The 10,712-nt window shown below is 73.1% G+C and carries 13 protein-coding genes; 10 read left to right on the forward strand and 3 right to left on the reverse strand.

The genetic code is table 11. The features are described 5' to 3' along the window. Positions 1-176: 176 nt before the first annotated feature. On the forward strand, positions 177-896 hold the full coding sequence (locus ACFW1A_RS32695; protein WP_380415367.1) for a VanZ family protein: 720 nt from the start codon (positions 177-179) through the stop codon (positions 894-896). Positions 897-1,137: 241 nt separating this feature from the next. Here ACFW1A_RS32695 and ACFW1A_RS32700 read toward each other — a convergent pair whose 3' ends face one another. Next, on the reverse strand, positions 1,138-1,842 hold the full coding sequence (locus ACFW1A_RS32700; protein WP_380415369.1) for a hypothetical protein: 705 nt from the start codon (positions 1,840-1,842) through the stop codon (positions 1,138-1,140). Positions 1,843-1,879: 37 nt separating this feature from the next. Between ACFW1A_RS32700 and ACFW1A_RS32705 the strand changes: the two genes are divergently transcribed. The 5 genes from ACFW1A_RS32705 to ACFW1A_RS32725 all read left to right on the forward strand — a co-directional run bounded on the left by ACFW1A_RS32705 (position 1,880) and on the right by ACFW1A_RS32725 (position 5,380). Then, entirely contained in the window at positions 1,880-2,389 is a 510-nt protein-coding gene (locus ACFW1A_RS32705) for a CGNR zinc finger domain-containing protein (protein WP_380415371.1), read from the forward strand. A 195-nt stretch (positions 2,390-2,584) separates the two neighbouring features. Beyond that, positions 2,585-3,478, forward strand: coding sequence for a heavy metal-binding domain-containing protein (locus tag ACFW1A_RS32710; RefSeq protein ID WP_380415373.1), 894 nt, complete (start codon positions 2,585-2,587; stop codon positions 3,476-3,478). A gap of 121 nt (positions 3,479-3,599) precedes the next feature. Next, on the forward strand, positions 3,600-3,863 hold the full coding sequence (locus ACFW1A_RS32715; RefSeq protein WP_380415375.1) for a hypothetical protein: 264 nt from the start codon (positions 3,600-3,602) through the stop codon (positions 3,861-3,863). Between the two features lie 199 nt (positions 3,864-4,062). Continuing rightward, positions 4,063-4,731 carry a hypothetical protein gene (locus tag ACFW1A_RS32720; RefSeq protein WP_380415377.1) on the forward strand — a complete coding sequence of 223 codons (669 nt, stop codon included), beginning with the start codon at positions 4,063-4,065 and terminating at the stop codon, positions 4,729-4,731. Between the two features lie 277 nt (positions 4,732-5,008). After that, on the forward strand, positions 5,009-5,380 hold the full coding sequence (locus tag ACFW1A_RS32725; RefSeq protein ID WP_380415379.1) for a hypothetical protein: 372 nt from the start codon (positions 5,009-5,011) through the stop codon (positions 5,378-5,380). 39 nt (positions 5,381-5,419) lie between these two features. On the opposite strand, the gene ACFW1A_RS32730 is transcribed toward ACFW1A_RS32725, so the two are convergent. Then, positions 5,420-6,229 carry a helix-turn-helix transcriptional regulator gene (locus ACFW1A_RS32730; RefSeq protein WP_380415381.1) on the reverse strand — a complete coding sequence of 270 codons (810 nt, stop codon included), beginning with the start codon at positions 6,227-6,229 and terminating at the stop codon, positions 5,420-5,422. 253 nt (positions 6,230-6,482) lie between these two features. On the opposite strand from ACFW1A_RS32730, the gene ACFW1A_RS32735 reads away from it, so the two are divergent. After that, a complete protein-coding gene (locus tag ACFW1A_RS32735) occupies positions 6,483-7,220 on the forward strand; it encodes an SDR family oxidoreductase (protein WP_380415383.1) in 738 nt (245 codons plus the stop codon). Between the two features lie 101 nt (positions 7,221-7,321). Here ACFW1A_RS32735 and ACFW1A_RS32740 read toward each other — a convergent pair whose 3' ends face one another. Then, entirely contained in the window at positions 7,322-8,323 is a 1,002-nt protein-coding gene (locus ACFW1A_RS32740; RefSeq protein WP_380415385.1) for a YrhB domain-containing protein, read from the reverse strand. A 107-nt stretch (positions 8,324-8,430) separates the two neighbouring features. Between ACFW1A_RS32740 and ACFW1A_RS32745 the strand changes: the two genes are divergently transcribed. The 3 genes from ACFW1A_RS32745 to ACFW1A_RS32755 all read left to right on the forward strand — a co-directional run bounded on the left by ACFW1A_RS32745 (position 8,431) and on the right by ACFW1A_RS32755 (position 10,691). Beyond that, a complete protein-coding gene (locus tag ACFW1A_RS32745; protein WP_380415387.1) occupies positions 8,431-8,691 on the forward strand; it encodes a DUF6193 family natural product biosynthesis protein in 261 nt (86 codons plus the stop codon). Between the two features lie 605 nt (positions 8,692-9,296). After that, positions 9,297-9,875, forward strand: coding sequence for a suppressor of fused domain protein (locus ACFW1A_RS32750; protein WP_380415389.1), 579 nt, complete (start codon positions 9,297-9,299; stop codon positions 9,873-9,875). Between the two features lie 357 nt (positions 9,876-10,232). Further along, a complete protein-coding gene (locus ACFW1A_RS32755) occupies positions 10,233-10,691 on the forward strand; it encodes a hypothetical protein (RefSeq protein ID WP_380415391.1) in 459 nt (152 codons plus the stop codon). Positions 10,692-10,712 lie beyond the last annotated feature (21 nt).

The raw sequence follows: 10,712 nt of genomic DNA on the forward strand, positions 1-10,712 counted from the left end.
CCCAGGGCCCTTGGCTGCCGATACGGCACCCGATCCCCGGTGCCGCGATCACCGCGGGCAGCGCGCGTCGGTCGCACTGCACCGACGGCGCTCCGCCCACGCCCCCGCCAGCACCGCGCCCGCACACCCGACCCCTGATCGCCACCTGCACCACCGCAGGCGTTTGAATACCGCCCATGGACCACACCGCACCACCGCCGACGACGACGCCGCTGCGCCAGGCACGCCGGGCGCGCCGGACCGCGCTGCGAGCCCTGGCACTGCTCGCCGCCGCCCTCGTCGGCTTCGTCGCCCAGCGACCGCTCGGCCGCCACGGCACCCGGCCGCACGCCTACCTCGGCACGATCAACGGGATCGTCTTCCTCACCGTCCTCGCGCTGCCCCTGGCCGCGCTGACCGTGGCGCTGCTGACCCGCCGTCACACGGCCGCCGGCACCGCACCGACGCGGGCGCGCCGTGCCGCGCTCGCGGAGGTCGGGATCGTGTACGGCACGCTGCCGTGGGTGTGGATGACCATGCTGCCCGGGCCGCACGCCGGCCCGCACGCCCCGACCCAGATCAGCCTGGTGCCGCTGCGCGACCTGGTGGCGACGGTCGGGGCCGGCTCGGGCTCCGCGATCGTCCAGGTCGGTGGGAACCTCCTGGTCCTCGCCGCGCTGGGATTCTTCGGCCCCGTGCGGTTCGCGACACTGGCCTCACTGGGGCGGGTCGCGGCGCTCGCGGCAGCCTGCTCGACGACGATCGAAATCCTGCAGTACGTGCTCCAACTGGACCGGGTCTCGTCGATCGACGACGTGCTGGTCAACACCACGGGCGCGGTCCTGGCCGCGCTGGCCTCGCGGCGCTGGTGGCACTCCCCCGCACCCGGGCCTGCCACCGCCACCGCCACCGCGTGAGACGACCCGTCGGCCGCGGCCGACGGCAGCCGCACCAACGCCGTCGTCCGCCGAGCCCCCTCCGTGACCGGTCCGCCCGCCGGTGGTGACGCTGCGACAGTGCGACGGCCACGCCTCCCTACCGGTGGACCACCGGGCCGCCACCGGTGGACCACCGGTGGACCGCCGGGCCGGCCCGGACTCGGGTAGCGCCGCGCGGGTCGCCGGTGAGCACGGCCACCGTGGTACCCGCGTCGTACCGTCACAAAGCGCGCAGCAGCCAGGTCAATCCCAGGTCGGCGGCCGTCCCGGCGGCTGTCGCGCGCAGGTGGTCGGCCTCGGTGCCGGGCGGCAGTTCGCCGGCCAGGGTCAGGGCCGCTGCCGCCGTCTGGGGGCGGGCACCGAGGGACGCCCGAAGGTCGTAGGAGCGGCGCAGCAGGGTGATGCCCTGCTCACGGTCCCGGTCGAGGAGGTGGTCGCCGAGGTGGCGCAGGGCGTAGGACTCCAACAGGGCGTCGCCGTGTTGCTGGGCGTGCCCGAGCGCGTCGCGGTAGGCGGGCTCGGCGACCTCGGGATCCTCGTCGACGTTGTCGGCGAGCACACCGAGCCAGAACACGGCCCAGCCGGTCAGCCGGGGGTCGGCCGTGGCGGCGGTGAACTCCTCGCGGGCCCGCTCCAGGTCCTCGGCGAGCGGGGCCAGGTCGAACAGCAGCCGGGTGTACCGGACCTGCGCCGAGAGGTAGCCGGCGAGCACCGGGTCGGAGGCCCCGAGCAGGTGGACCGCCTCCGCCGCTGCCGCGCCGCCCTCCAGCGACCACCAGTAGCGGTCCACCAGGATCTCGGCCCGCAACGCCACCGCCTCACCCGGTGCCAGCCCGGCCAGTGCCTCGTCCCACCGGCCCGCACGCTGCAGCATTCGCGCCGAGGCGGCCTCGGCATCCATCATGTAGGTGGCATCAGTCGTCATGATGCCTACTCTTCAGGATCGATATGTAGGTGGTCAAGTGCGTTACGTCGACTACATCGGGAATCTGACCCGACTCGCCGTCGAGATCGTCAACGGCGACGAACCGAGCGAGCTGCGCCGGGCGATGTTCGACCAGCACCGGATCGCCGAACCCGAGCCCGAACAACTCGGCGCTTTCGTCGCACTGTTGACCGACGCCGTACGGGCCGCCTCGCACGGCGGACCGCTCGGCCCGGTCAATGCGCTGCTGGAGCAGTACCCACCCCTGATCCGGGTCGACGACCACGACGGTGAAGGCGCACCCCACCTGCACTTCGCCCCCAACGGCGAGGACCCCGTCAGCTGGCTCGGGCGCAGCTGCGCCGCCGCACTCGCCCACGTCACCTGCGGCGACCCCGCCGTCACCATCGGCCGCTGCCACGCCGCCGACTGCGAACGCCTCTACGTGGACGACTCCCGCAACCGCACCCGCCGGTTCTGCTCCAACGCCTGCGCCAGTCGGACCACGGTCGCTGCCCATCGCGCCCGCCGCCGGGCCGCGAACTGAACCCGCGAATCCGGCTCGGCCGACGCGGCCGACGCGGCCGGGCCGACACCACCCCCGCACCGGACTCCCCGCCCCCGGACCGGGGCTCGGATCTGACGCACCGTCATGCCCCGTGCTGCGTCAGCCGTCTTGTCGGGGCGCGGCGGCGCCTGCGACAGTGGCGACTGGGCGGGCCGCTCCGCGGTGGGGGGAACGATGACGCAGACACCGGGCGGGCGCGGGGCATGGGCGGCGAGCCTCTCACCGGCAGCAGTGGCGGCGGTGCGGGCGGTCGGCTTCGAGCCGGTGGGGCTCGCGTCGGGGGCGGGGGCGTTCCACGTCGAGGTGGCGGGCGACCGGTTCGCCTGGCACCCGTACTCCTGCGGCTTCCCGGCCACGGCCGGGCACAGCCGCGCCCGCTCCGACACCGCCCCGGTCCAGCTGTCCGGCGCCGGGGCACCGAGCTCGGTCCTGGTGGACGTGCTGGACGGAGCCCGGCTCCGCGCCCTGGAACGGCTGGGCCGGGCCTGCACGGCACTCGGCGGCGACGGCGTGCTGGGCGTGCGGCTGACCGCGGCGGCCGGCACCGCGTACTACGGCTCCGAGCTCACCCTGACCGGCACCGCGGTGCGGGCGCGCGGACCGGTACGGGCCGCACGCCCCTTCAGCACCCACCTGGACGGCCCGGACTTCGCCAAGCTGATCGGCGCCGGCTGGGTCCCGGTCGAGCTCCTGGTCGGCCGATCGATCGGAGTTCGCCACGAGGACCGGCAGGCGCTCCAGCAGCAGGGCACCTGGTCCAACGCCGAGTCCGTGGGCTGGAGCGCCCTGGTCAATGCCGTCCGCGCCGACGCCCGCGACCACCTCGCCGGACTCGGCGCACGCACCGGCGCCGACACCGTGGTGCTCGGCACCGCCGCGCTCGAACTCGACACGGTCCGCTGCCCCCTGGAGACCCGGGCACCCGGGCAGCGCACCGAACCCGCCGACCACCGTGCGCAGTTCACCTGCACCGGCACCGCGATCACACGCTTCGCCACCGCACCCGACGTCCCCCGACCGCCGCTCACCGTGCTCCCGCTGACCGGACGCCGTACGTCGCGCCGCTGAACACACACACGCGCGCGCAACGCCTGTCGACATCGTGCCGACCCCCAGCACGAGTCGCCTGTTTGCCTGCGCGGAGAGCGGCTACACGCCACCTATGACTGGCAGATACCGAGGAGCAGGCGTGGCCCGCGCGGTCACGGTCGTCGCCGATGTCGTCGCAGGCATCCTGGGCATGTGGATCGTCCTGTACTTGCTGAACGCCAACCCGTCCAACGACCTGGCACGTTGGGTGCACGGGACGGCCGACTGGCTGTCCACCTGGGCCCACGACCTGTTCACGCCGTCCCGGGGATGGCTGCGCACGCTGCTCAACTACGGCATCCCCGCCGCCGTTTACCTGGTTCTGGGCCATGTCGCGGCGGACTGGCTGCGCCGCCTGGACTAGGCAGCACCCCGGCGATCGCCCCTCACCAACGGCTCTGGGAAGCAGCGGCCACGGCCAGGAGCACGAGGGGCGCGATCCACCCCTCCCTCTCCACTCTGTGCCCACCACCCGGCGAAGACAAGACTGCAATTTTTGCTGTCGCACCAGGACACTCGTTCCCGGGCGGAGGTCTGCACCGCGTACCGACGGGAGGGCACCCATGTCAGGCGTCTGGGATCCGCACGGCAGCCTGCGGCGCACGCTGTGGATCGGCGGCGCACAGTGGTCCGGCAAGAGCACCGTTGCCGAACTCATCGCCAGCAAGCACGGATTGACGGTGTACCACTACGACTACCACGACTCCCGCGGCCACCAGGATCGCCGGATCGCGCGTCGGGTCACCCTCGGCGAGCCCGTGGGAGACCCCACCCCCGACCAGGTCTGGTCGGACCGGAGCCCGGAGGAGATGGCCGCCGAGACGCTGGCCGGCTTCCCGGTCCGCTTCGAGTGGGCATTGGACGACCTGCGCGCACTGTTCACCGGCCGGCCGGCGATCGCCGAGGGCTGGGGGCTGCGACCGGAGCTGGTCGCACCACTGCTCGACTCACCTCGGCGCATGGTCGTCCTCGTCCCCACCGAGGACTTCCGTCAGCACCAACTCCGGACCCTCCCGCGCGCGGGAACCCTCCACGCCCCTGTCAGCAACCCGGCCCGCTCCCAGGCCAACCGTGTCGCCCGTGACCGCCTGGTCGCCGAGGACGCGGCACGGAGCGCCCGCCGCCTCGGCATCCGCGTCGTCGAAGTCGACGGCACGCTCGACGCGGCGGCGGTGGCGGCAGAGGTCGCCGAGCACTTCACCCCTTACCTCGGCGCGGTGACTGCTGCGTGATCGCCCGGCCCGAGAGGCTTCCGCTGATGATCGCCAGGACCGATCCGCCGGAGCATCGGTGGTCCGGGCGATGACCGCGCAGCCGCCGGAGAAGGCCGTCGCCGTCGTGGTGGCCGCCGTGCTGGGGGCTCGGGCGAGCGAGCTGAGGCCGGCCGGGGCAGCCCGCGGGGTGCACCGGCCCCCGCCGTGCGGCGTCCGCGCTCGTGCCGGGGCGGGCCGGACGGCCTACGGTGGGTGCAGATGGGGGCCGAGCTGCGGAGACGAGGGCGGTGCCGCGATGGACGAGGAACGTGCCGGGCGACTCGTGGCTGCGCTGCGGGACCGAGAGGTGATGGCGCACGTGGCCGAGCTGGGGGTGTACGAGTTCGCGGTGCGCGTGGTGCTCCCCGACTGCGAGGCGGTCTGGGACAGCAGCGAGGCACTCGGCCTGGAGGCGGAGGTCCTGCAGGACGGGGTGCTGATCGGGCTGGTTCCGCACGTGCCCGGGTCGGAGCGGATGAGCGAGGACGAGCTCGTCGACGCGATCGCCGCCACCGAGTACGACCGCGCGGGCCTGCACCCGCCCGCCGACAGCACGCCCGTGACTCCCCCGCCACCGCAGGCGGCCCCCGAGCCGAAGCGGCACTGGTGGTCGCACGGCACCTCCTGACCCCCGGCCGGGCCCACCGGCCCGCCACCGGGCCCGGGTTCAGGACGCGGCAGCCGCGCCGCCGGTGCTGTCGCAGTAGACCACCAGCGTCAGATCCGGCTGGTCGGCCAGGTGGAACGCGGTGTACGTGTAGTCGGCCGCTCCCCGCTGCGGGTGCCGGAGTCGTTTGCGGCCGCTGTGCCGCGCCTGGACGTCGTACTGCGGCCACCAGGCTCGCGCCTGGGGGCTCCCCTCGGTCAGCTCGTCGACCAGGGCGGCGAACCGTGGTTCGCCGGGGTGGCGTTCGGCCTGCGCCCTGAACCGGGCGAGCAGTCCGCGCGCCTCGTCGTCCCAGTCCACCAGGACCTCCCGGGCCGCCGGTTCGAGGAAGACCCAGCGGACGAAGTTGGCCGGCCGGTCCGCTCCGGTGACCAGGTTCGGGAACAGCTCGGCGGTCGCCCGGTTGTGGCTGAGCACGTCGTAGGCGCCGTCGATGATGTAGGCCGGGTTCGGCTGAAGCAGCAGCGGAACGGCCGCCGCCTCGGCCGTGAGGAGTTCGCGGCCCGCAGTCTGCGCTGCTCGGGCGTGGCCGGCGAGTTGGAGGAGGTGCTCGCGCTCGTACCGGTCGAGCCGCAGCGCCGTCGCGAGCGCGGCCAGCACCTGCTCGGAGGCCCGAATCTGCCGTCCCTGCTCCAAGTACGTGTACCAGGTGGCGCTGATCCCGGCCAGCAGCGCCAACTCCTCTCGGCGAAGCCCCGGGGTCCGCCGGCGGCCCGTCCGGGGCAGCCCGACCTCGTCGGGCGTCAGGCGCTCCCGGCGGCTGCGCAGGAAGTCGCCGAGCTGACGGCGCTGGTCCGACGGCGTCGGCATGACGGTGGCACCTCTGGTTCCAGAATAAAGCGGCTCTGGATACCAGGTTAAGGCCGATGAAGACTGGTGCATGCGCACGGGCCGCGGCACTCGCCGCACTGGCTGGCAGCTGGCCCGCAGCTGCGCGGCGGATCCCCGGCGGGAACCCGACGGGAGCCCGGCGGGAACCCGGACGCTGCCACGGCCGGCCCGGGCCCCGGCGCCGAGGACCACGCCTTGCGGATCGATGTTCGAGGATTGAGGAGATGACGTCATGGCCGGTATCGACGACACCGTGGTGGCGATCACAGGAGCCAGCAGCGGCATCGGCGAAGCAACGGCGCTGCTGCTCGCCGAGCGCGGCGCACGGCTGGTCCTGGGCGCGCGCCGGACCGAGCGCCTGGCACAGTTGGTGACCCGGATCGAGCGTGCGGGCGGCACGGCCGTCCCGCTCCGCACCGACGTGACCCGGCCGGAGGACCTGCACGCTCTGGTCGCGCTGGCCGGTGAGCGCTTCGGTCGACTGGACGTGCTCGTCGGCAACGCCGGGGTGGGCACGATCTCGCCGCTCGACGATCTGCGCGTCGACGAGTGGGCCCGGATGGTCGACGTCAACGTGAAGGGCGTGCTGCACGGAATCGCCGCCGCGCTGCCCGTCTTCCGGGCGCAGGGCTCCGGACACTTCGTCACCACCGCGTCCACGGCCGCCTTCCGGGTGGTCCCGGCCATGGCGGTCTACGCCGGGACCAAGGTCGCGGTCCGGGCCATCTGCGAAGGACTGCGCCAGGAGGCGGGCGCCTCGGTGCGGGTGACCACCGTCTCGCCCGGGATGACGGCGACCGACTTCGCCGAGGCCTCGACCAACACCCGGGTCAGGGCGGAGATCACGTCCGTGCGGGACCGGATCGCGATCCCGCCCGACGCGATCGCACGGGCCGTCGCGTTCGCCATCGAGCAGCCCGCCGACGTCGACGTGAACGAGATCGTCGTCCGGCCCACGGCCCAGAGCTGAGCCGCACGGCCGGTGGCGGCGAAGGACCGGAGCCCGGTCGGGCAGCGCTCGGGCGGGGCGAACCGCCACGCCCCGGATGAATCCCTGCAGGGTGGTGATTCTCAACTGCCCGAAACGCCGCGCCCCGGGGCGGCCGGCTCCTCGGCTCCGCAGAATTCCCGTTCCAGGTCAGCCAGGCGTTGCGCACCGACGTACGGCGGGGTCCACCCATGGCGGTGCGCGTGCCGGACGAAGTCGGGCGGGAGTCTCAGGTGGTGCTGCTCGACGTAGTGGGCGAGCCCGCCGGGCCAGAGCCACGTGCCGTCGGTCAGCAACGCCCAGCTGCCCAGGGGTCGGTTGGTCGGCGTGAGGCAGCAGCTGGTCAGGGTCGTCGTGGCCACCAGGGGTGTGCCGGCCCGCAGGTAGGAGCAGAGAGCCGGGTCGTCCTCGGTGGGGTTGGCGCGGAGGAAGGTCAGCATGGTCGGGGCCTGCGCCTCCCCCGGCATCAGCTCGCGGTAGTACCCGAGGCTCCGGGCCGCGGTCGAGCGTGCGCCGAACTGCGGGGCGGCCACGGGCGCGAGGGTCAGGGTGGTGAGGGGCAGCGTCGGGGAGGCTTCCGGCGGGCGGGTGAGGGCCGTCAGTTCCACGCCCGGAGTCTGGCGCGACGCCAGGGCGGCGACGTATGCGCGGGCCTGACCGATGCTCATCCCCGGCGCGTTGCGGCGCAGCTCCCGCAACGCGGCCACCGGTCCCCGGGTTTCCAGGACCGAGCCGACCAGGGTGACGACCGGGTCCGGTCGGACCTCGCCCTTCACGTCGTACCGGTAGAGGTCCTGCCATTCGCCGGTCTCGTAGGTCGCCCGCGGGATCAGGTGCAGACTGCCGTCCGACGCATCGACCAGCAGCGGCCCGACGCCCGCGAGCAGGTGCTCCGGGTTGCGGGTCCGGAGATACGCGGCCGACTGGCAGAAGACCAGCCATCCCGGCGGATGCTCCTCGACCCCGGACACGACGACCTTCTGGCTCCACCGGCAAGCGCCGACCGCCAGGACACGCTCGCGCGCGAGCCAGGCCTCGACCAGTCCGATCGCCGCTTCCCGGGGCACTCCCACGGTGGAGATCATCCCGCTCTCCCGTGCGTCGGGCCAGCGAGATTGCCTCGCAGGCGGCACCGGGGCTGCCGGGCGGCGCTCTCCCTCCCTTTCCGGCCCCGCGGCTGCCGACTGCTGAGGTGGACTCCGACCTGTATCCCGACGTGATGGCGGCGCGAAGCCTGTCCGACCTGCTAGAGCGGACCGCGACCGGCCTCGGTGTCGATCTCGTCACGGTGCCCGACGAGCAGGGGCCACTCACGGAGGCAAGGATCGCGTCCTCGGTTTCCGGACTCATCGGCGAAGCCACCACGGCGGCGCACGCCGTCACCCTGGCGATAGCCCACCTTCCCGCCGACCTCGGCCCGGCCGTCTCCAGGGCCGCTGCCGCCGATCAGTGACCACCGAGCACGCGGCAGGCCCGGACAGCTCAGCATGTTCTTTAACCTGTGGGGCCCTGACCGGTCTGGCGCAAGGATGAGGGCATGACGTCCGACTCCGCCCCTGACCCGGCAAGCACACTGGACCGCAAAGCTCTCGACCCCATCCTCCGCCGTCCGTTCGACCATGAGTGGCCAGCGAGCGGGCTGGCGTCAGGGAGTCGGGTGCGAGTGCTGCATGATGCCTCATGGGACGGGCCGTGGCAGCGTGAGTTCCTCGGCACGATCGATGATCTCGCTGCTCCGGCGCCTGTGCAGCATGCTCGGGCGCGTCCCGGGGAGCTGGCGTACTGGGTCCGCTTCGATGAGCCGCAGTTCGACAGCGGTGGGGACGGTCCATATCGCAAGGCCCTCATCTGGGACCGATACCTGCGACTTGAGCCGAGTTTCGAGGCATAAGCACCTGGGGCCAGCTCCTCACGACATTGCTGACAGGACCGCCACCCGTCATCCCGTCCACCCGCTCCTGGCCTCACGCTTCGATCGTCCAACCACGCCGAGGCACTGCCCGTCCTTCAAGGGCAGGCACTCAGCAACCTGCAGGCGGTCTCCGGCATGATGTCCGGATGTCGAACACCACCGCGCGTTCTGCTCTGCTCGCGCATCTCCGCACGACGCTCCCGGGCCGTGTCATCGACGAGGTCCCGGGGGTGGACGGGCCGATCGAGGATCGCGCGCCGGATTTTCGGGTGTTCCGGGTCCACCCGGCCCACCCGGGCGACTGGTGGCTGTACGTGACGTCCGGGTGCTGGGAATCGACGCAGCAGGACGGCCACGGTGTCGAATTCTTCCTCGCGGCACCGCGCGACGAGTGGCTCAACCTGGAGAGCGTCACGATGAACGCCTACTACCACTGCGGGCCGGCCCGCCAACGACTCGACGTCGGGCATACGGTGCCGATCGGCAGGCCCTGGCTCGATGAGTCCTCCTGCGATCACTATCTGGTGAGCCTGCCTTATCCCTTCGGTCCCGAGTTCGAGATCCTCAGGTGGGCCGACGGTGCTCATGCCCGGCTCCTGTGGCTGTTGCCGATCACCGAGGCGGAGAAGGACTTCCGGCACGAGGCCGGTTTGGAGGCGTTGGAGAGCCGGTTCGAGGAGGTGGGGATCGACCCTGCTGATCCCGGGCGGGCGTCCGTGGTCTGAGCCCGGGGCCGCTGCCGGCCCGGGCGACGGCGAAGGGGTGCGGGGCCACTGGCGGCACCCGCCCGCGCCGACGCGCTGCGCGCGAGGAGCCGGGCCCGGACGGCGTGCCGGCCTCGCGGCGGTCCAGCTCGGCCGCGTTCCGGCGCGGGGCGGGAGCGGGGCGAGCGGGCGTACGGCCTGACGGCGCTCTAAGGCCACTCTCATGGATGACGAATGGCCCGCCGGGTCACCCGAAGGACAGCGCCGCGGTGGCCGGTGACCGTGAACTGACCCACGGTGAGGGAGGTGCTCCGGGCGAGTCCCTGGCCCGACGAAGCGTCGGCGCCCGCCCGCGGCACTGCGAAAGGACCCCCTCTGATGCGTGTTTCACGTTCCCTCGCCGTCGGTGCCGCGACCGCCGCGATCCTGGCCTTCACCGCTCCGCTGGCCAGCGCCGACCCCGGCGCCGGGTCGGCCGCCGACCAGCAGACGACCCAGAACCACCCGGTCACCTCCGAGGAGCCCGGGGCCTGGCAGGGACAGAAGATGCAGGACAAGCCGATGAGCGACAGCAAGCCCGACGCCAAGGCCGACTCCAGCAAGCCCGACGCCGGTAAGGCCGACGACAAGAAGGCCGACGACAAGGCCAAGGACGAGAAGCACCCCGAGGCCGGCAAGGCGGGCGGCTGGATGCCGCACGGCGGCGTGCACACGGGCGGCGGCGGCCTGTCCGTCTCCGGCGGCGGCCTGGCGAGCGGTGCGGCCCTGCTCGTGGGCGGCATCGGTGCGGGCGCGTTCGCCCTGCGCCGTCGCCGCTCCGCCGGCAACATCGCCTGACCCACGCCACCCCCACCCCGC

It is taken from the genome of Kitasatospora sp. NPDC058965 (assembly GCF_042741245.1).
GTDB lineage: Bacteria > Actinomycetota > Actinomycetes > Streptomycetales > Streptomycetaceae > Kitasatospora.